Annotated in this window: 21 protein-coding genes; 7 read left to right on the forward strand and 14 right to left on the reverse strand. The window is 63.5% G+C overall.

Translation table 11 applies throughout. From position 1 onward, the window contains the following. Window positions 1–192 precede the first annotated feature (192 nt). Window positions 193–600, forward strand: a complete 408-nt coding sequence (locus EJ079_RS20220; protein WP_127809928.1) for a carboxymuconolactone decarboxylase family protein — start codon at window positions 193–195, stop codon at window positions 598–600. 4 nt (window positions 601–604) lie between these two features. Here the strand turns inward: EJ079_RS20220 and EJ079_RS20225 are convergent, their stop codons facing one another. The 12 genes from EJ079_RS20225 to EJ079_RS20285 form a co-directional block, all read right to left on the reverse strand. Continuing rightward, complete coding sequence (locus EJ079_RS20225; protein ID WP_164873972.1) at window positions 605–1492, reverse strand: amidohydrolase; 888 nt, start codon at window positions 1490–1492, stop codon at window positions 605–607. Then, window positions 1492–2628 carry a VWA domain-containing protein gene (locus tag EJ079_RS20230; RefSeq protein ID WP_127809930.1) on the reverse strand — a complete coding sequence of 379 codons (1137 nt, stop codon included), beginning with the start codon at window positions 2626–2628 and terminating at the stop codon, window positions 1492–1494. Before EJ079_RS20230 ends, EJ079_RS20225 begins: the two co-directional genes overlap by 1 nt. Window positions 2629–2827: 199 nt before the next feature. Further along, on the reverse strand, window positions 2828–3709 hold the full coding sequence (locus tag EJ079_RS20240) for a MoxR family ATPase (RefSeq protein WP_127809931.1): 882 nt from the start codon (window positions 3707–3709) through the stop codon (window positions 2828–2830). Between the two features lie 8 nt (window positions 3710–3717). Then, window positions 3718–4722 (reverse strand): molybdopterin cofactor-binding domain-containing protein, encoded by a 1005-nt coding sequence (locus tag EJ079_RS34235; protein WP_127809932.1) that lies wholly within the window; start codon window positions 4720–4722, stop codon window positions 3718–3720. 1 nt (window position 4723) lies between these two features. After that, window positions 4724–6091, reverse strand: a complete 1368-nt coding sequence (locus tag EJ079_RS34240) for a xanthine dehydrogenase family protein molybdopterin-binding subunit (RefSeq protein ID WP_127255455.1) — start codon at window positions 6089–6091, stop codon at window positions 4724–4726. Between the two features lie 28 nt (window positions 6092–6119). Then, window positions 6120–6587, reverse strand: coding sequence for a (2Fe-2S)-binding protein (locus EJ079_RS20255; protein WP_127809933.1), 468 nt, complete (start codon window positions 6585–6587; stop codon window positions 6120–6122). 58 nt (window positions 6588–6645) lie between these two features. Next, window positions 6646–7440: an FAD binding domain-containing protein gene (locus tag EJ079_RS20260; RefSeq protein WP_127809934.1), complete on the reverse strand. Its 795-nt coding sequence runs from the start codon at window positions 7438–7440 to the stop codon at window positions 6646–6648. Between the two features lie 13 nt (window positions 7441–7453). Then, complete coding sequence (locus EJ079_RS20265) at window positions 7454–7897, reverse strand: SRPBCC family protein (RefSeq protein ID WP_127266792.1); 444 nt, start codon at window positions 7895–7897, stop codon at window positions 7454–7456. Between the two features lie 130 nt (window positions 7898–8027). Then, window positions 8028–8855: an AraC family transcriptional regulator gene (locus EJ079_RS20270; RefSeq protein WP_127266791.1), complete on the reverse strand. Its 828-nt coding sequence runs from the start codon at window positions 8853–8855 to the stop codon at window positions 8028–8030. Between the two features lie 175 nt (window positions 8856–9030). Further along, on the reverse strand, window positions 9031–9798 hold the full coding sequence (locus EJ079_RS20275) for an SDR family oxidoreductase (RefSeq protein ID WP_127809935.1): 768 nt from the start codon (window positions 9796–9798) through the stop codon (window positions 9031–9033). Window positions 9799–9885: 87 nt separating this feature from the next. After that, window positions 9886–10884: an ABC transporter permease gene (locus EJ079_RS20280; RefSeq protein WP_127266789.1), complete on the reverse strand. Its 999-nt coding sequence runs from the start codon at window positions 10882–10884 to the stop codon at window positions 9886–9888. 41 nt (window positions 10885–10925) lie between these two features. Then, complete coding sequence (locus EJ079_RS20285; protein WP_013530854.1) at window positions 10926–11666, reverse strand: ATP-binding cassette domain-containing protein; 741 nt, start codon at window positions 11664–11666, stop codon at window positions 10926–10928. A gap of 463 nt (window positions 11667–12129) precedes the next feature. Here EJ079_RS20285 and EJ079_RS20290 point away from each other — a divergent pair, with 463 nt between their 5' ends. Both EJ079_RS20290 and EJ079_RS20295 read left to right on the forward strand, forming a co-directional pair. Continuing rightward, window positions 12130–13119, forward strand: coding sequence for a sugar-binding protein (locus EJ079_RS20290; protein WP_127396614.1), 990 nt, complete (start codon window positions 12130–12132; stop codon window positions 13117–13119). Window positions 13120–13317: 198 nt separating this feature from the next. Beyond that, window positions 13318–14100 (forward strand): FadR/GntR family transcriptional regulator, encoded by a 783-nt coding sequence (locus EJ079_RS20295; protein WP_127396613.1) that lies wholly within the window; start codon window positions 13318–13320, stop codon window positions 14098–14100. A gap of 24 nt (window positions 14101–14124) precedes the next feature. On the opposite strand, the gene EJ079_RS20300 is transcribed toward EJ079_RS20295, so the two are convergent. Beyond that, window positions 14125–15063, reverse strand: a complete 939-nt coding sequence (locus EJ079_RS20300; RefSeq protein WP_127331723.1) for an NAD(P)-dependent oxidoreductase — start codon at window positions 15061–15063, stop codon at window positions 14125–14127. A 119-nt stretch (window positions 15064–15182) separates the two neighbouring features. Between EJ079_RS20300 and EJ079_RS20305 the strand changes: the two genes are divergently transcribed. Continuing rightward, on the forward strand, window positions 15183–16079 hold the full coding sequence (locus tag EJ079_RS20305; RefSeq protein WP_127809936.1) for an NAD(P)-dependent oxidoreductase: 897 nt from the start codon (window positions 15183–15185) through the stop codon (window positions 16077–16079). A 268-nt stretch (window positions 16080–16347) separates the two neighbouring features. Then, window positions 16348–17124 carry a FadR/GntR family transcriptional regulator gene (locus EJ079_RS20310; protein ID WP_023813240.1) on the forward strand — a complete coding sequence of 259 codons (777 nt, stop codon included), beginning with the start codon at window positions 16348–16350 and terminating at the stop codon, window positions 17122–17124. A gap of 12 nt (window positions 17125–17136) precedes the next feature. Here the strand turns inward: EJ079_RS20310 and EJ079_RS20315 are convergent, their stop codons facing one another. Further along, a complete protein-coding gene (locus tag EJ079_RS20315) occupies window positions 17137–17427 on the reverse strand; it encodes a DUF3175 domain-containing protein (protein WP_127270870.1) in 291 nt (96 codons plus the stop codon). Window positions 17428–17599: 172 nt separating this feature from the next. Between EJ079_RS20315 and EJ079_RS20320 the strand changes: the two genes are divergently transcribed. After that, window positions 17600–18829 carry an MFS transporter gene (locus EJ079_RS20320; RefSeq protein WP_127809937.1) on the forward strand — a complete coding sequence of 410 codons (1230 nt, stop codon included), beginning with the start codon at window positions 17600–17602 and terminating at the stop codon, window positions 18827–18829. Between the two features lie 177 nt (window positions 18830–19006). Beyond that, window positions 19007–20035 carry a LacI family DNA-binding transcriptional regulator gene (locus tag EJ079_RS20325; RefSeq protein WP_127809938.1) on the forward strand — a complete coding sequence of 343 codons (1029 nt, stop codon included), beginning with the start codon at window positions 19007–19009 and terminating at the stop codon, window positions 20033–20035. Window positions 20036–20210 lie beyond the last annotated feature (175 nt).

The following is a 20210-nucleotide window of genomic DNA, read 5'->3' on the forward strand; positions in this document are numbered from 1 at the left end:
CGGAATGGATCCTCGGGTCTCCGCGACGGCGCTTCGCTCCTGCTTCGCCCGTGGATGACGAAGTTTAGGTGCCTCGGCTAATCTTCAACGCTATTGCGCGCCAAAAACTGGGTCAAAGAAGCCGGTTAGCCGCCTTTGCTCGAAACTTGATTCAACGAACCAGTTCATCGATCGAAGCGAAAGGACCACACCATGGCCACAGCAAGACTCCTGACCGATGCCGAAGTCGAAAAAATCCCGGCCGTGAAAGTCGTCTTCGACGACATCCGCGCGACGCGCAAATCTGATTTCGTCAACAATTTCTGGCGCGGGCTGGCCAATGATCCTCCGGCGCTGAAGCGGATCTGGGAACAGTTGAAGGTGGTGATGGTGGCCGACAGCGCCATCGATCCGCTGACCAAGGAGATGATCTACATTGCTGTCTCGACCGCCAATGGCTGCTCCTACTGCGTCCACTCGCACACGGCGGCAGCGCGAGCCAAGGGCATGACCGATGCGCAGCATGGCGAGCTGGTGTCGATCATCGGGCTCGCCGGCCAGACCAACCATCTGGTGACGGCGATGCAGATTCCGGTCGATCCGCAGTTCGAGGTGAAGTGAGGCCTCACACCGGCCGGTAAACCTTCTCCGCCGTGTTCCAGAAGATATCCGCTTCCGCTACCGAACCATGCTTCGCCACCGCGTCGCGGTGCGCCTTGATCAGCTCGGCGTGGCTGGTCCACAGTTTTTCGATCGGGAAGTTCGAGCCGAACATCAAATGGTCGGCGCCCAATATGTCGATCGCATTGTCGACGATATAGGCGATCAGAGCCGGGTCGTTGCGGTGGACGAAGGTGCCGAGGCCGGAGAGCTTGGCGTAGAAGTTGGGGGCGGCTGCAAGCGTGCGCAGGCCTGCCTTCCAGGCTTCGGTGGTTTCCGGCTCCATGCCGGTCAGCATACCGGCATGGGTGAGGATGAAATTCGTCTCCGGGTTTTCGCCGACCAGCGTCAGGCCGTCCTTCATCTGGGCGGGGAAGAGCTGCAGGTCGAAGGACAGGCCATAATCCTTGAGCCGCGCCACATTGGCGCGCACCTTGGGGTCGATCACCTGGTCGGCGGAGGCGGCGAAACGGAAGGCCGGCGTCTCGTGCCAGTGCAGCTGCATGCGCACGCCGCGCAGCAGCGGATACTTTTTCAGGCGATCGATCTGAGGCCTGATATCGTCGACGGTCATGTCGGTATAGCCGACGATGGCATGCGGCCAGCCGGTTTCGTCGGATGTCTTCTGCAGGAAGGCGACTTCCTTCTCGAAATCCTCCTTGGCCCAGTTGGTCTGGACATAGACGGCCTTTTCGACGGCTGAATCCCTCTGGTCTTCGAGAAATTCCTCGATCGGGTAGTCGCGCCGGATCGGCTCGTAGGGACCGAAGATGCGCGGCACCATCGGCCCGACCAGCCAGGGCTGGTCCTTTTGGCGCCAGATGTGGAAATGCGCGTCGATTGTTTTCTGCATCATGAAACCCTCTTCCAGATTGCCGCCGCCGCTGAAGCAGGGCGAGCGAGCGACAGGATGAAATCGGTGAGGCCGGCGAGTGATGAGCCGTCGACCAGATCGTCGAGCACCGGCAGGATGGCGCGAAGTGCAGCCGTTGCCGGCCGGAAGCGCGGGTCGCCGGCTAGCGGTGTGGCCAGCGACAGCCGGAAAGCGCGGGCGCTCAGCCGTCGCATGGCTGTCTCCAACTCGCCATGATCGCCGCGCTCCAGCGCGTCGGACAGGATCACGACCGTGGCACCGCGTGCAAACGACGAGAAGCGCGGCACCGAGAGGAAGGCGAGCAGCGTCGGTCCCATGCGGGTGCCGCCGTCCCAGTCGTCGACCTGGGCAGCGGCGCGCGCCAGCGCCTGGTCGCGGTCGCGGATGCGCAATGCCGTGGTGATGCGCGTCAGCCGCGTGCCGAAGGTGAAGATTTCGGCGCGGTCGGCACCTTGTACGGCCGCATGTGCCAGCTTGAGATAGTCCGCTGTGTGCAGCTTCATCGAGCCGGACACATCGATCAGCAGAAGCAGCTTGCGCGGCACAGTCTGGCGGCGGCGCAGCAGCGGCGAGGGGACGTCGCCATCGGCGCTGACTATTTCCCTCAGCGACCGGCGCAAATCGAGCTTGCCGCGCGAGTGGGTGCGTACGGTGCGGAAGGAGCGCCGGGCTGGTAAAGCGGTCGAGAGTTTGCGACGAAAGGCGGTCAGCCTGTCATCGTCGCGCTGGAAGTCGCGGGCACTCAACTGCTCCAGGGCCGAAGAGAGGTCGCCGCCCTCTTGGCTTTGTTCGGCCTCGAGCCGTTCGTCGTCGGCGCCGCCATCATCCTTGATGCGAGTTTCCTCGTCGGCGTCGCCTTCGACCACGGCGGACGTATTGCCATAAAAGTGGCTCTGGAAATGCGCCTCGAATTCGTCGCGGCGGTCGGGCGGCGGCGCCAGCGTGGCAAGGGCGGCCTCGCGGATGTCTGCCATCGAGCGCGGCCCGAGCAACGTCACCGCCTGCATGAAACAGGAGACCTGCTCGGGGGCGATGGCGAAACCATAGCGGCGCAGCAAGCGGCCGAAGCTGAGGAAGGGCGCAGCGGCGCGAGGCAAGCTTGTTTCCCGCATCATTGCGTGGCGCCCCCCTCTGTCCTGCCGGACATCTCCCCCTCAAGGGGGGAGATTGGCAGGTTCGACGCTTCGCTCTGTTCGGCGACGTCAGCGATTAGCGAAAGCGGGGATGACATCCGATCTCCCCCCTTGAGGGGGAGATGCCCGGCAGGGCAGAGGGGGGCGCTCTCCCGCCAGCATTGCAAAATGACCTCCCGCGTCACGCCAGCGCCTCCTCGACGATCCGGCCAAGCCCCGGTGCGATGTAGGAAAGGTCTTCCTCGTCCTTGATCAGCACGCCGATGGCGCGGCGAAAGGCTTCAGGCCACGGGCTGCCGCCTTTCTCCAAGATGGTCGCCGCGTTGGCCCATTCGACGGCCTCGGCGATGCCGGGCGGCTTGGCCAGCGGCCGGGCGCGAATGGTCTGCACGGCTGCCGCCACGGCGCGCGCCGTTGCTTCAGCCACATTGCCGGCGCGCAGCATGATGATGGCGGCCTCGCGCTCGGCGCCGGGATAGCCGATCCAGTGATAGACGCAGCGGCGGCGCAGCGCTTCGGCGAGCTCGCGGGTGCGGTTCGAGGTCAGGATGACGATCGGCTGTGCGGCGGCGCGGATGGTGCCGCGCTCGGGAATGCTGATCTGGAAGTCGGAGAGGAATTCCAAAAGCAGCGCTTCGAATTCGTGGTCCGAGCGGTCGATCTCGTCGACCAGCAGCACGCGCTGCTCGGGCGCCTTCAGCACCTGCAGCAGCGGTCGTGCGATCAGGAAACGGTCGTCGTAGATGTCGATCTCATGCTCGCCGGCATGGCGGATGGCAAGCAGTTGGCGCTGGTAGTTCCATTCGTAGAGCGCGTGCGCGGCGTCGATGCCTTCATAACATTGCAGCCGCACCAGATCGCGGCCGAGCAGCTCGGCGATCGCTTTGGCCGCTTCCGTCTTGCCGACGCCCGGCGCGCCTTCGAGCAGCAGCGGCTTGCCCAGCCGGATTGCCAGGAAGATGGCGGTCGAAAGGCTTTCATCGGCCAGATAGCGCGAGGCGGCCAGATGCTGCGCCACCGCCTCCGGCGAGGTCGCTGATGTCTCGGCGCTTGTCCCGGTCATTTCGGCCCTCAGTTCGCCGCTTGCGCCTTCAGCGCGCGCAGGATGCGCTCCGGCGTGATCGGCAGCGTGTCGATGCGCACGCCGACGGCGTCGAAGACGGCATTGGCGACCGCCGGGATCTGTGGGTTGGCGCACATTTCGCCCGGCCCTTTGGCGCCGTATGGTCCGTCCGCCGATGGCCGCTCCAGCACGATGATCTCGGTCTCGGCGAGGTCGCCGGGACCCGGCATCAGATACTGGTTGAAGTCGGTGCCGCCATGATCGCGGTTGGGATAATAGGGCTCGGTCGTCTCATAGAGCGCATGGCTGATGCCCATCCACGAACCGCCGACCAGCTGCTGTTCGACCATTTTCGGGTTCAGCGCGCGGCCGATCTCGAAGACGTTCTTCACCGTCAGTACGGTGACCTCGCCGGTTTCGTCGTCGACCTCGACCTCGGCCACGGTGCAGGCATGCGCGTAGCAGGTCGACGGCTTCATCGCGCCGGTTTCTTTCTCGGGATAGGAGCGCGGGATCAGGAACATGCCGCGGCCTGATATCGAGCGGCCGCGCTTGAAATGTGCCGACAGCGCGACATCGAAGATCGAGATCGATTTTTGCGGTGCGCCCTTGACCAGGATGTTGCCCTGGCCGTCGGTCTCGAGGTCGGATGCATTCACCTCCAACTCCTCGGCCGCCACTTCCAGCATCACCTGGCGGGCTTCCCTTGCCGCCTGGATGACGGCGTTGCCGGCGCGGTGCGTGCCGCGCGAGGCGAAGGTGCCCATGCAGTGCGGGCCGGTGTCGGTGTCGGCGGTGTCGACGACGACACGGTCGGTCGGCACGCCGATCGTCTCGGCGCAGATCTGCGCCATGATCTGCTTCATGCCCTGGCCGAGATCGACCGATGATAGCGTCAGCATGAAATTGCCGGTCGGCGTCGAATGCACCAGCGCCTGCGTCGGGTCGCCGCCGAGGTTCATGCCGGTGGGATAGTTGATCGCGGCAACGCCGCGTCCACGCCTGATCGCCATCTCAAGCTCCCTTCACGTAGGATGACATCGCCATGTATTTCTCCGCCACCGGCCAGTTGGCGGCGCGCGAGGCTTCCTGCATGCACTCGATCAGCGCCGCGCCCTCGGTCGGCTGGCGGTGCGCCTTCATGTCGCCGTCGCGATAGGCGTTGATGAAGCGGAATTCGAGCGGATCCATGCCGATCAGGCGCGCCAGCTTATCCATCTGCACCTCCAGCGCGAAGTCGCCGATGGTGACGCCGAAGCCGCGCATGGCGGAGGAGGGCGTGCGGTTGGTGTAGACGCAGTAGGTGTCGATCCAGACGTTCGGGATGGTGTAGGGGCCGGGATAGTGCCCCGCGCCCTTCTGCGCGCCATAGGGCGAGTGGCGCGAATAGGCGCCGGCATCGGTGTAGCCAGTGACCTTGCGCGCGACGATGCGGCCGTCCTTCATGACGCCGTCCTTGATGACGACCTTTTCAGCGGCGCGTGGCGACGAGATCTGCATCTCCTCCTCGCGGCTGTAGATAAAACAGACTGGTCGTCCTGTTAATTTTGCGCCGAGGATGGCGATCGGCTCGACGATGACGTCGACCTTGCCGCCAAAACCGCCGCCGACGGTGCCGCCGACGAAATGCAGTTTGCTGCCCGGCATCTGCAGGATGATCGAGGTGTTGTCGAGCGTGAAGAACATCGCCTGCGTGTTGGTGTAGCAGGTGAAGCGGTCATTGCCCTCGGGTGCCACCACGCAGCCGGTGGTCTCGGTCGGCGCATGTTCGATCGGCGAGGACTGGTAGCTCTCCTCCAATATGTGGTCGGCGCCGGCGAAGCCCGCCTCGACGTCGCCGAAGCGCACCTTGCGGCACTCGCCGCTGTCGTAGAGATAATAATTCTGGCCGTGATATTCGTTGACCAGCGGCGCGCCAGGCTTCAGCGCCTCTTCCATATCGAAGACGGCCGGCAGCACCTCATAGTCGACCTTGACCTTGGCTGCGGCCTCTTGGGCGGCCCGCTCGGTTTCGGCCAGCACCGCCACTACGGCCTCGCCCTTCCAGCGCACCTTGCCGTCGGCAAGCACCGTTTCGTCCTCCGGCCCGACCTGGATCAGGATCAGGATGGTGTAGACATTGTGCGGCACGTCCTTGGCGGTCAGAATTTTCACCACACCCGGATGCTTTTCCGCTTCCGACGTGTCGATCGAGCGGATGCGGGCATGGTGATGCGGGCTGCGCACCATCTTCAGGTGCAGCATGCCGGGGAAATTGCGGTCGGCGAAAAAGGCGGTCTTGCCGGTGACATGGCCGGGTGAATCGGAGCGCGGCCGAGGTTGGCCGATCTCGTGCAGATCATCCTTGCGGACATCGGCGAAGTAGCTCTTGCGCAGTTCCATTCTTTTGGACCCCTCAGGCCGCGTTCTGCTAATTGGCGCGGGCGGCGGTCAGCACCGCCTGGATGATCGGTTCGTAGCCGGTGCAACGGCAGATGTTGCCCGATAGCGCCTCGACCACCTCGTCGCGGCTGGGGTTGGGCGTGTGGTCGAGCAGCACCTTGGCCGCCATGATCATGCCCGGCGTGCAGAAGCCGCATTGCGTGGCGAAGGTGTCGAGGAAGGCGCGCTGCAGCGGGTGCAGCACGCCGCTTTCCGAAAGCCCTGAAGTCGTGCTGATGGCCGCCCCATTGCAGGTTTCGGCCAGCGTCAGACAGGAGAGCCTGAGTTCGCCGTCTATGATGACCGAACAGGCGCCGCAGGTGCCTTGATGGCAGCCGCCTTTCGGCGAGGTGTCGCCGATCTTGTCGCGCAGCGCCTGGAGCAGCGTCGTGCCGCTGTCGATGAATTCGGCCTTTTCCGAGCCGTTGAGCGTGAATTGAACCGGAACCTTTGCCATGTTTTCCTCCCAGCGCGCCTGCCCAACCAGCGGACAGACGCGCGCCCCCGAACGAATATTAAGCGAGCAGCAACCGGCCGAGATGAACCGGCAGGACTTCGGCGCGATACCAGGCGCTGGCGATCGGGTCGGTGATCGGCGAGATGCCATCGCCGGCCGCGGCCAAGGCCGGCGCGATGCCGTCAGCGGTCAGCGTTCGGCCGATCAGCGCTTTTTCCGCCGCCCTGGCGCGCATTGGCCGATCCGCCATGCAGCCGAGCGCGATCCGCGCCGAGGTCACGGTGCCATCCGGCGACAGTTCCAGAACAGCGGCTATGCTGAGCACAGAGACGCCCTTGGGCTTGACCCTCGACACTTTCAGGAAGCGGAAACTGTCGGTCTTCGGAAGCGTGAAGCTTACGGAAGTGACGACGGCGCGGCTGCCGTCCCGATTGGCCAGAAAAGTCTCGATCGGCGTTTGCCCGTCATCGGTGCCGACCGTCGCATCGAGCGCCAGCAGGGCAACGGCGAAATCGCCATAGGGGGCCGGGGCAAAAAGATTGCCGCCGATGGTCGCCATGTTGCGGATGGCCGGGCCGCCGACGGCGCGGGCGGCCTTGGCGAGCGTGCCGAGCTCCGGATGGCCGGCGATCGCCGCCATCGTCACCGAAGCGCCGATGCGGACTTTGCCGCCGGCAACAGCGATGGTGGACAAAGACGGCTCGGTCGACCTGACAAGGCCGGAAACCGAAACATCGCCTTCATTGGCCGCGCGGACGACCAGCGTGCCGCCGCCGAGATAGCGTGTGCCCTGGGCTTTCAGTGCCGCGTTCGCGTCTTTCACCGTTGCAAAGGTCTGCAGTGCCAGCGCCATGGTTTGGCTCCTGTCAGCTCTGGCCGGCGAAATGGCTTTTCAGGGCGTTGAAGCCGCCCTGAAAGACATTCGCGCCCATGCCCTCGGCCAGCTTGTCTGCCTCCTCGGGCGCGGCGTCGAAGCTGGCGGTCCATTCGGCGTAGGTGCGGTCGCCATCGGTCACACGCCGCAGCTGCAGGGTCGCCTTGTGATTGGTCAGCGGTTGCGGCGTCTCGAGGATGGAGTAGCTGACCAGGAAATTCTGATCGGAGAAGTCGAGCAACTTTTCGCGCAGGCGGGCGCCGCTGGCGAGCTGGAAATTGCGCACGCAGCCGATCATGGTGGCATCCTTGCCGTCTTCAATGTGGCTCTCCACCATGCGCGGATGCCAGCCCGGCAGCCCGTTGAAGTCGCGTATGCGCGCCCAGACCTTTTCGACCGGCGCGTCGATGACGCTGGATATGGTGACTTTGGCCATTCAAATGTTCCCTTGCAAAAACGATCCGGTGCAAGGGTAGGGCGGCCATTTCAGCGACGCTTATCAATGCGTCTTGAGCGTGTATCAAGGAGTCTGAAAAACAGTCGACCTTGACTAAACGAGGACAGGCTCAGGCAATCGCCCGCGCGGCCTCGCGGTAGAGCGTCGGCGGCACGCCGACATGGTCGCGGAAAAAACGCGAGAAATTGCCCTGCGTGGTGAAGCCGAGATTGCAGGCGACCGAGATCAGCGGCTCCCGCGACCATTGCAGCTGCCGCACCGCTTCCTCCATGCGCAGCGTGTTCCAGTAGACATTGGGCGTCAGATTGGTCTGTTCCTTGAACAAAGCGAAGAAATGCGGTCGCGACAGGCCGACGCTGCGCGCCACGTCGTCGAAGCAGATGCGCTCGCAGACATTGGCCTTCATCAGCTGGATTGCCTTGCGGACACGGAAATCCTGCATGGTGTTGATGCGGACACGGGCCTCCTGCGGCGCCGAGGCGTCGGCGGCGTCGAGCACGCTATCGATGAAACGCTCGATCTCGTAGTTGGCGATATCGTCGACGCTCTCATTGTCGCTGAGGTGGTCGAGCAGATTGGCGGCGGCCTGATGCAGCCACGGTTCCAGCGTGATCGCGGCTTGTGAAAACAGCGGTGCCGACGAAGGCAGGTCGCGGCGGCGCCGCGCCCAGTCGGGATCGATGTAGAAGGCTAGAAACAGACCGGGCGTCCCGTTTTGCGACAGAACATGGCTGTGCGGCTGGAAGGAGTTGATGCCGGCGGCCGTTCCAGGTCCAAGCCGGACGGTCTCGCGGCCGATGGTCATTTCGCCGGCCGTACCTTCCAGCCAGATGATCAGATGGGCCTCGACATGGGCATGGGTGACGAAGTCGCTTGCGACATTCAGGATAGATACATGTCCGAACCGGCCCCAGTAGAGCCTGATCGCTTCCGTCATGGGTATATCCTCCCGCAGACGACTGGCCTCCCTTCGTCTGCAACAGGGATTGTGCGGCTGAGTTCGGGGCCGCGTCAAGACGCGCGGGGGCGGCGAGGGCGAATGACGGCCGATGCGGCAGGATTTTCAGACTGAGCGATAGGTTTCCTCTCCTCCCACAAGGGAAGAACGCCCCTCAAACCGAAGCCGTCATGCCGCCATCGACATACAGTGTATGGCCGTTGACGAAAGACGATGCGTCGGACGCAAGGAACACGGCGGCGCCGATCAGCTCGTCGACAGCGCCCCAGCGTCCGGCGGGCGTGCGCTTTTCCAGCCAGGCGGAAAATTCCGGATTGTCGACCAGCGCCTGGTTCATCTCGGTGCGGAAATAGCCGGGCGCGATCGCATTGATCTGCAGGCCGTGTTTGGCCCAGTCGGCGCACATACCCCTTGTCAGGTTGCGGATCGCGCCCTTGGTCGCGGTGTATGGTGCGATGTTCGGCCTTGCCAGTTCGCTCTGCACCGAGCCGATGTTGATGATCTTGCCCTTGCCGCGCGGGATCATGTGGCGGGCGACCGCCTTGCCGACATGGAAGGCGCCCGACACATTGGTCTTGAACAGGCGCTCCCATTGCTCCTCGGGAAAGTCCTCGAGCGGGGCGCGGAACTGCACGCCGGCATTGTTGATGAGGATGTCGATGGCGCCGATCTCGGCCTCGATGCGGGCAATGTCCTCGTTGACCGCCTGAAAATCGGTGACGTCGAAGGTCGAGGCGTGCACCTTGAAGCCGGCATTGCGCAGCTTTTCGACGGCACCGCCGATCCTGGCGGCGTCGCGGCCGTTCAGCACCACGCTTGCCCCATGTTCAGCCATGCCCCGAGCCAGCGCGAAGCCGATGCCCTGGCCGGAGCCAGTCACCAGCGCCAGCCGCCCCTCGAGGCTGAACAGGGAGTTGGCCATCAAACCGTCTTTTGTTTGACCATGATCTCCGGACAAACGGTTCCGTTTGTCCGAGAAAACCGGTTTCCACTTTTCGGGATCATGGTTCTAGTCACTGCGGCGGAAATTGCGGATGCGGTCGAACAGCACCGCCAGCAGAATGGCGCCGCCGATGAACACGCCTTGCCAGAAGGCATTGATGCCGAGCAGGCCGAGACTGTTGCGGATCACCTCGATCAGGGCCGCACCGACGATGGCGCCAAAGGCGGTGCCGACGCCGCCAGCCAGATTGGCGCCGCCGATGACGGTTGCGGCGATTACCTGCAGCTCCATGCCGGTGCCGAGATTGGTGGTGACGGCGCCCAGCCAGCCGGTCTGGATGATGCCGGCAATGCCGGCGGACAGCGCCGAGATCATGTAGACGGCAACCTTGATCTGGCGCACCGGAACGCCGGTCAGCGTTGCCGCGTGCTCGTTGCCGCCAATGGCGAAGATGTGGCGGCCGAACTTCGTCCAGCGCAGGATGAAGCCGGTGATCAGCGCCAGAAGGATCATGTAAAGCACTGGATTGGCGATGCCGAACACCCAGGCGCCGCCGCCCAATGACAGAAGCTTGGCGTGGTCCGGCCCGAACTGGAAGACGACGGTGTTGTTGGAGGCGACCATGGCGAGGCTGCGGGCGATCGACAACATGCCGAGCGTCACCACAAAGGGTGGAAAGCCGAGATAGGCGATCAGCACGCCGTTAAAGGCGCCAATGGCGAGCGCGGTGGCAATGGAGGCCAGGATGCCGACCTCGATCGAGTAGCCGGCATGCATGGTGACGGCCAGCACCATTGACGACAGGCATAGTACCGAGCCAACCGACAGGTCGATGCCGCCGGTGATGATGACGAAGGTCATGCCGAGCGCGATGATGGCGACGAAGGTGATGTTGCGGGTGATGTTGTAGAGGTTCTTCGAGGTGGCGAAGGCGTCGGTGGCAAACGACAGGAACACGCAGGCGAGGATAACGGCGATCACCACCCAGAAGGTCTGGCTGGCAAACACTCTCGCGGCCAAGGATTGCTGCTTGTGTTCGATCGGCTGGTCAATTGTCAGTGCCATCGTCGACCTTCATCTGCTGTGCGTGGTGAAATTCGCTGAAATCAAACCTGTTCGATGGCGCCGGTGATCAGCCCGGTGACTTCCTCGGGCGAGCTCGACGCAATCGTCTTGTCGGCGACCTTGCGGCCGCGCCGCATGACGATGACGCGGTCGGCGACGGTGAAGACGTCAGGCATTCGGTGGCTGATCAGCACGACGGCGATGCCCTGATCGCGCAAATGGCGGATCAGGTTCAGCACTTCGGCGACCTGGCGCACTGAGATCGCCGCCGTCGGTTCGTCCATCAGCACGATCTTGGCCTGCGACAGCATGGTGCGGGCGATGGCAACCGCCTGGCGCTGGCCACCCGACATCTGCTTGACGAGATCGCGCGGACGGGTTTCGGACTTCAATTCGGCGAAGAGCTGGCCGGCGCGCTTGTACATCGAGGCATAGTCGAGGATGCGGAACGGCCCGACGCCGCGCCGCAGCTCGCGGCCGAGATAGACATTGGCGGCGGCGGTCAGATTGTTGCAAAGCGCAAGGTCCTGGTGGACGATCTCGATGCCGTGCTGGCGGGCTTCCGCCGGCTTGTGCAGGATCAATTCCTTGCCGTCCATGTGCATGGTGCCATGGCTCGGGCGGAAATTGCCGGCGATCATCTTGACCAGCGTCGACTTGCCGGCGCCGTTGTCGCCCATGAGGCCGACCACCTGTCCGGGCTCGATCGACAGCGAAACGTCGTTGACAGCCTGGATGGCGCCGAAATGCCTTGAGATGTTGGTGAGTTCGAGAACCGCCACCAGCCTTTGCCTCCCCTTGATTGCGACCTGCTGCTGTTCCCGGCATGGATGCCGACGCTGCTTAGGCCTCGCTCTCCCCGGCTCCTCCCGAAGTCGGCGTTAGCGTTCTTTTACGCAAAAGCCGGCGCACGTCAATCAATTGTCGGACGAATTGGGCCAGGACTATTTTAAAAATCCGTTTTGTAGGACAAATAGCATTGACGTTGGCGCCAAGCCGATATTAGCTAAGCGTCGGAGGAGATTATGTCGATCCCCGCTGGCGGTTCGCCGGCCGGAATCGGCGGAGGTTTGACGGCCCAGCATCCGGCGGCACCTGTGTGTGAGCTGATCTGAAGCCGAATCTGGAAATGCTTATCGATCTGTCCTGGCGACACGAGCGCTCGAAACGACCCTCGGTCATCACGCATCCGGTCGATCTGTATGGCGGGCACGCCGTGTCCGTTTGTTTCAAGGGAGGACTGACATGAGGAAGACACTTTTGCTCGCCGCCGTCGCCGCAATGGCGTTGGGTGCCGGGCCGGCTTTGGCCAAGAAACAGCTCGTCATTGTCGTGAAAGGTCTCGACAATCCGTTCTTCGAGGCCATCCACCAGGGCTGCGAGAAATGGAACAAGGAAAACGCCAGCTCGGAGTATGAATGCTTCTACACCGGTCCGGCGTCGACTTCGGACGAGGCCGGCGAGGCGCAGATCGTCCAGGACATGCTGAGCAAGGCCGACACGGTGGCGATGGCCATCTCGCCGTCCAATGCGCCGCTGATCGCGCAGACGATCAAGAGCGCCAATCCGACGATCCCGATCATGACGGTCGATGCCGATCTCAGCAAGGAAGACGCAGGTCTTCGCAAGACCTATCTCGGTACCGACAATTACCTGATGGGCAAGAAGATCGGCGAGTACATCAAGAAGGGCAAGCCGAATGGTGGCACGATCTGCACCATCGAAGGCAACCCGGCAGCCGACAACATCCTGCGCCGTGCGCAAGGCATGCGTGACGCACTGTCGGGCAAGGAAGGCCTTGCCGCACTTGCCGGTGAAGGTGGCTGGACCGAAGTCGCCGGCTGCCCGGTGTTCACCAATGACGACGGCGCCAAGGGCGTACAAGCGATGACCGACATCCTCGCCGCCAACCCCAAGCTGGACGCCTTCGGCATCATGGGCGGCTGGCCGCTGTTCGGCGCGCCGCAGCCCTATCGCGATCTGTTCGGGCCGCTCAAGGACCGGATCGCCAGCAACGACTTCGTCATCGGCGCCGCCGACACGATCGGCGACGAAGTGGCGATCGCTCGTGACGGCCTCGTGACGGCTCTGGTCGGTCAGCGGCCGTTCGAAATGGGTTACAAGGCACCGTCGGTGATGATCGACCTGATCGAAGGCAAGGCAGTCGCCGATCCGGTGTTCACCGGCCTCGACGAGTGCACCAAGGATACGGTCGACACCTGCATCCAGAAGTAGGTTCTCGATTTCGGGGCGCCCGGTTGCGGGCGCCCCGTCATTCCTGAACGGAAGCGATAATTCCCGAACGGACGCAATGGTTGGGGCAACCGGCTCCGGCTTTGCCGTGCCCGTGATCTGGATTTTTCGGCAACGAGATCGGCGCCCGTGCGGTTCGGCTCAATCCGGACGACAGACGGTCGACGCATTGGAACGTGGATGCCGGACGAGAAGTCAAGCAAGCAAACCGACCGGGCCAAGGCACAAGCCAGCCACGGCCCGGCTGTCATGCGCAAGGCCGGTGCCGCGCATTTTGCGGGAGCGAGCGTCCATGTCTCGCTGGCCGGCGAGATTGGCCTGCGGATCGTGCGTGGCGACTATCCGCCCGGCACCATCCTGCCCAACGAGTCCAGATGGGCCGAGATCTTCAATGTCAGCCGTTCGGCGGTGCGCGAAGCCATCAAGATGCTGATGGCGAAAAGCCTGCTGGCCTCACGCCCCAAGATCGGCAGCTGGGTCGAGCCGAAGGAGCGCTGGAACCTGCTCGATCGCGACGTGCTGGCCTGGTACGCGACGGCGCCCGACCGCGAGGCGTTCCTGCGAACCGTGCAGGAGTTTCGTCATATCATCGAACCGGAAGCGTCGGCCTTTGCCGCCATACGGCGCAGCGACGAGCAAATGGCGGAAATCAGCCAGGCCTGCCGCGAGATGGGCGAGGCCTTGAGCCTGCAGGAGCGTATCCGCGCCGATACGCGCTTTCATCTGGCCATCCTGCGCGCTTCCGGCAACGACCTTCTGGTGCCGCTCGGCGTGCTGATCGAGTCGGCGCTCGACCATCTCTTCGCATTCACGACGCAGCAGGTCGCCGATCAACGCCAGGCGCAGAAGCTGCATGAGGCGATCGAAAAGAACATCCGCCTGCAGCGCCCAGCCGCCGCGCGCAACGCCGTGCACAAGCTGCTTGCAGATACCGACGATGGGATAGGGCGGTGGAGGCGGTGATCGGCGCCAGCCTTGGGCAATCGGTTAAATGGTCTGCTTCTTGCCATCCTTCATCGGCATCAGGTCGACACCGTTCACCCCCGCGATATGCGTTGCCAGCATCGGCACGAATTGCTCGGCCGGCCCGGTTGCATGGGCACCGGCGAAGGAGTTCTTGGTGGCGTTGCCGAGCGGATTGGCAATACCGGCCGCACCCGCCATCGATTCCAGATAGGTCAGGTCCTTGAAGGCATTGGCGATGGTGAATTTGTGCGCGTCGCGGTCACCTTCCAGCGTCCAGCGCATGAAGGTCTGGTAGAAGCCGCAATCCATGCGGCCATTGCGAATGACGCTGTCGAAGCGTGGCGGCGAGATGCCGACCTTCTCAGCCAGCGCCAGCGCCTCGGAATAGATCGCGGCGTAGCCGAGCGAGATGAAATTGTTGAGCAGCTTCATGCGATGGCCGTCGCCGGTGTCGCCGATATGGACGATGCGGCCGGCCCAGGTTTCGATCACCGGCTTCACCCTGGCAAAGAGGGCGTCCGGCGCGCCGACCATGGCGTCGAGCGTGCCTTCCCAGGCTTCCTTCGGCGTGCGGCTGAGCGGCGCGTCGACAAAATCGATGCCGAGCGCCTTGAGTTCCGCTGCCAGCGCCACCGTCGAGACCGGATCGGAGGTCGAGCAGTCGACGACGACCGAGCCCTTTTTCAAGCCCTCCTTGAGGCCGCCGGGGCCGCGAATGATGGCTTCGACCTCGCGCGAACCGGTGACGCAGATGAAGACGATATCAGATGCCGCCGCCACATCGCGCGAGGTCGATGCTTCCGTGGCGCCGCGGCCAAGCAGGTCTTCCGCCGGTTTGCGGTTCTTGCGGCCGAGGAAGGTCAGGCTGTAGCCCTTGTCGACGATGTTCTTGGCGATCCCGTGGCCCATAAGGCCAAGCCCGATGAAGCCGATCTTTTCGCTCGCGGCAGTCGTGTTCATGTCTTCAAGTCCTGTTGCAATGATTGATGTCAGGCGCTGCCGTTTTGCAGGCGAGGGTGGTTGCGAATGGCGATATTGTCTGACAATACACATAAATTCCTGAGGATGTGGAGAGCAAAATGACGAAGCGGATCATGTTCACCGGCGGCAGCGGCAAGGCCGGACGCCATGTCGTCCAATATCTGGTCGAGCAAGGCTGCCAGGTGCTCAACATCGACACCAAGCCGCTCGACAATCCCAAGGTGCGCACGCTGATCACCGACATCACCGACAGCGGGCAGGTGTTCAATGCACTGTCGAGCTATATGGGCCTGCATGAATTCGACCCCTCGCTGCGCCCGCAGCCGGTCGATGCGGTGGTGCATTTCGCTGCCATCCCGCGCATCATGATCACCACCGACAACGAGGTGTTTCGCATCAATGCGCTCGGCACCTACAATGTCATCGAGGCGGCGGTGAAGCTCGGTATCCGCAAAATTATCATCGCCTCCAGCGAGACGACCTATGGGCTTGTGTTCGCCAACGAGCCGCGCGATCCCAAATATTTCCCGCTCGACGAGGAGTATGATGTCGATCCGATGGACAGCTATGCTTTGTCCAAGGTCGTCAACGAGAAAACGGCGCGGGCCTTTGCGCAACGCAACGGCACCGACATCTACGCCCTGCGCATCGGCAACGTCATCGAGCCGCACGAATATTCGCTGTTTCCGAAATGGTTCGCCGATCCGGGTTTCCGCAAGCGCATCGCCTGGAGCTATGTCGACGCGCGCGACCTCGGCCAGATCACGCTGCGCGCCATCGAGAAGGACCGGCTCGGCTATCAGGTGTTCAACGCCGCCAATGACGACACCTCGTCCGACCTGCCGACTGCCGAACTCCTGAAGCGGTTCTACCCCGGCGTGCCGGTCAAGGCCGAACTCGGCGAATACGAGACGCTGCTGTCGAACCGCAAGGCGCGTGACGTTCTGGGCTTCCGCCCGGAGCATAGTTGGCGCAAATACGTCAACCAGTCCTAGGCATGTCGACATTCAGGTGATGCCGGCCTGCGAATGACAGCTTTCTGCGCTTCCGGTTCTACCGCGTTGCGGTAGAACGGTGCTCACGTACCCAAAAGTACGCTGCGCTCCGGTTCTCGAAATCCATCATTCTCGGCTCGGCCTGACCTGAATATCGACATGCCAATCAAGCGGCGGATCGGGGCTGATCTGTGCACAGCGGGCGGCTTTGCGGTGCAAGCCGCTTGCCGCGCTTGACAGCCTGCTTAATACGGACTTTCTGGAACCCATGCGGGACGCGAAGCCGAACAAGGAAAAATCGTTGGGGAAAGCGGCCTCCGGGGACCGTCCGGGCGGCGTTCGCCGCGCGGACGCCGCGCGTATTCCAGGCTCCAGCGTCCACGCCTCGCTGGCCAGCGAAATCGGCCTCAGGATCGTGCGCGGCGACTATCCGCCCGGCACCATCCTGCCCAATGAAGCGAAATGGTCGGAGACCTTCAGCGTCAGCCGCTCGGCGGTGCGCGAAGCCATCAAGATGCTGATGGCCAAGAGCCTTTTGGCCTCACGCCCCAAGATCGGCAGCTGGGTCGAGCCGAAGGAACGCTGGAACCTGCTCGATCGCGATGTGCTTGCCTGGTACGCGACGTCGCCGGATCGCGAAGTGTTCCTCAAGACGGTGCAGGAATTCCGCCACATCATCGAGCCGGAAGCGACCGCGTTTGCCGCCATGCGAAGAACCGACGAGCAGATGGCCGAGATCAGCCTGGCCTGCCGGGAGATGGGAGAGGCGACGAGCCTGCAGGAGCGGACCCGCGCCGACACGCGCTTCCATCTTGCCATCCTGCGGGCTTCGGGCAACGACCTTCTGGTGCCGCTCGGCGTACTGATCGAGTCCGCGTTCGATCACCTCTTTGCCTATACGACGCGGGAGATCGACGATCTCAACCACGCGCAGAAGCTGCACGAGGCGATCGAGAAGAACATCCGCCTGCAGCGCCCCGACGCCGCGCGCAATGCAGTGCGCAAACTGCTCGCCAACACAGACGGCGTCATCCGCGCCCGGTAGGGCCGGCCGCCGCTAATCATCCTTGTCACGTCCGAAGGCGCTGCGCAGTTCGTCCTTGGCGTCCTCAAGCACTTTTTTGCGCGCGGCAGGCAAGTTCTTGCCGGCGCGGTTGATGTAAAAATTCAGCATCGACATGGCGGATTGGAAAGGCTCGGCCTTGCGCCTGTGGCTGTGTTCGGCGGATCGTTTCAGCGAGCCGGCGATCTTCCTGGCGTCGTCGGATTCGAAGACGTGATCCTCAAGATCCATTGCGTTGCTGTGCTCGGTCACCTCGGCCGACCATTTTTTCCTGGTGGCGGTCATCGCTGGACTCCTTTGCAGGGGTGGGTTGCCGGGAAAACTCTGCACATCGGCATCGGTTCCGGCCTGGCTCTGGAGCCACGGATTTGCCCGCTGTGGCGCTGCTGCGGCCTGAGAATGCGCCGATAGTGGCGCAAACGGCAGCCGATCTCCGAGACCGCCGACAGGAAACGCCTTGACCCGAACCGACAGCATCCAGCCCGGCCCCGGCATCGACAGCTCCTATGCCTGGATGCGGCTTGCCATCTCGATGCTGCTGGCGACGATTGGCGCCGTCGGTATGTGGGCTGTCGTCGTCGTGCTGCCCGCGGTGCAGGCCGAGTTCGGCGTCGACCGCGCCGCGGCGTCCATGCCTTACACCGCGACCATGGTCGGTTTCGCCGCTGGCAACGTGCTGGTCGGCCGCGCCATCGACCGGATGGGTTACTGGATCCCGGCGCTGCTCTCTTCGATTGCGCTTTCCGCCGGCCTGCTGCTCGCGGCGCTGTCGACCTCGATCCTGCAATTCACGCTTGCCCAAGGAGTGCTGATCGGTGTCGGCACGTCGGTGATCTTCGGGCCGCTGATCGCCGATATCTCGCACTGGTTCAACCGTCGTCGCGGTGTCGCGGTCACGGCGGCGGCGGCCGGCAATTACCTTGCGGGGGCGTTGTGGCCGACCATCATGCCGACGCTGATGAAGGCGGAGGGCTGGCGCTTCACCTATGCGGCAATCGGCATCTTCTGCCTGGTGACAATGGTGCCGCTGGTGCTGATGCTGCGGCGCGGTGCCCCGGCGGCCGCCGTCGCGGGTTCGCCCGGAAGCCGGTCGGTGCAGCCGATCTCGCTGTCGCCGGCGGCCTTGCAGGTGCTGCTGGTCGTCGCCGGGCTCGGCTGCTGCGTGGCGATGTCGATGCCGCAAGTGCATATCGTCGCCTATTGCATGGACCTCGGCTACGGCGTGGCGCATGGCGCCGACATGCTGTCGATCATGATGGCGGGCGGCGTCGTCAGCCGGCTGGCGTCCGGCTTCCTCGCCGACCGGATCGGCGCCGTGTGGACATTGATGATCGGCTCGGTGCTGCAGTGCCTGTCGCTGCTGTTCTATATCCCGTTCGACGGGCTTGCCTCGCTCTATGTGGTGTCGCTGGTGTTCGGCCTGTCGCAGGGCGGCATCGTGCCTTGCTACGCGATCATCGTGCGCGATTACATGCCGGCCAACGAGGCCGGCCAGCGTATCGGTATCGTCATGATGGCGACCATCTTCGGCATGGCGATCGGCGGCTGGATGTCGGGCTGGATCTACGATTTGACCGGTTCCTACGCCGCCGCATTCCTCAACGGCATCGCGTGGAATTTGCTGAACCTGGTGGCGATCGGGCTGCTGTTCTGGAAGGCACGGCGCAGCACAGCCGTGATGGCGTGAGCTCACCGTGCCCAATGGTCCGGGAGCTGCGCGGCTTGACAACCACCCAAGGCTGCGCGACGCCGGAAGGCGAATGGGTGCGGCAACAGGCCGGTTTGGCATGACGACGGTGGCAAAGACCCCGAATATGGTACCAAAGGCGCTTGGCTGCACAAGCCAGTCGCCAGGAGTGCGTCCTTGACCAAGCCGCGCTCGCGCCGGGGCGGCGGCCGCCCGACCATCGCGGATGTCGCGCGTAAGGCCGGCGTCGGCGCCATTACCGTGTCGCGCGCCTTGCGCGAGCCGGGGCGTGTCTCCGAAGAATTGCGCCGCCAGATCCAGGCCGCCGTCGACGAACTGGGCTACGTGCCGGACCCGAATGCCCGGGCGCTGGCCTCGGCGCGCGCCGAGGTGTTCGGCGTGCTGGTGCCGTCGCTGACCAACAACGTCTTCGCCGAGGTGGTGCGCGGCATCTATGACAGCCTGTCGGCCAGCCCGTTCCGCATCCAGCTTGGCAACACCCACTATTCCGGCCTTGAGGAAGAGCGGCTGCTGCAGCTGTTCGGTTCGCAACGGCCAGCCGCGCTGATCGTCGCCGGCATCGATCAGACACCGGCTTCGCGAAAGCTGCTGGAAAGTGCCGGCTGCCCCGTGGTGCAGGTCATGGAAACCGGTCCAGATCCGGTCGACATGATGGTCGGCTTCTCGCATCTTGATGGCGGCAGGGCGGCGACCGAGCATCTGATCGAGGCGGGCTATCGCCGCATCGGCTTCATCGGCGCGCGCATGGATCCGCGTTCGCAGCGGCGCCTTGCCGGCTATCGCGCGGCGATGGAGGCCGCGGGCCTGTTCGACCCGCGCCTCGTCACCACCACGCCGGTGCTGTCCAGCGTGTCGCTTGGCCGCGAGATGTTCCGCGACGCGCTGGCCAAGGTGCCGACACTCGACGGTGTCTTCTGCAACAATGACGACATCGCGCTCGGCGTCTTGTTCGAATGCCATCGCGCCTCGATCGCGGTACCGAAGACAATCGGCATCGTCGGTTTCAATGATCTCGACATGATGCAGGTGGCGTTTCCTTCAGTCACCAGCATCCGCACCCCTCGTTATGAGATCGGCCGGCGTGCCGTCGCCATGGCGCTGGCGGCGATCGCCGGCAACAGACCGGAGCAACGGATCGTCGACCTCGGTTTCGAGCTCAAGCGCCGCGAGAGCACGGCGCGTTGAAACGCACAGGAGCGACTGTGCGAATGCCGGTTTACACGCCAGTTTGGTAGCGCTACCATCCTTGTTTGACAGGCGCATGTGGGAGAGATAACGCCTGTTTATTATACATAAGCGACAACTGATACTTGTTTATTATGGATAATATGATAGTTTCAGCTTTGCTGACGGGGACAAG

This window comes from Mesorhizobium sp. M7A.F.Ce.TU.012.03.2.1, assembly GCF_004006095.1.
Lineage (GTDB): Bacteria > Pseudomonadota > Alphaproteobacteria > Rhizobiales > Rhizobiaceae > Mesorhizobium.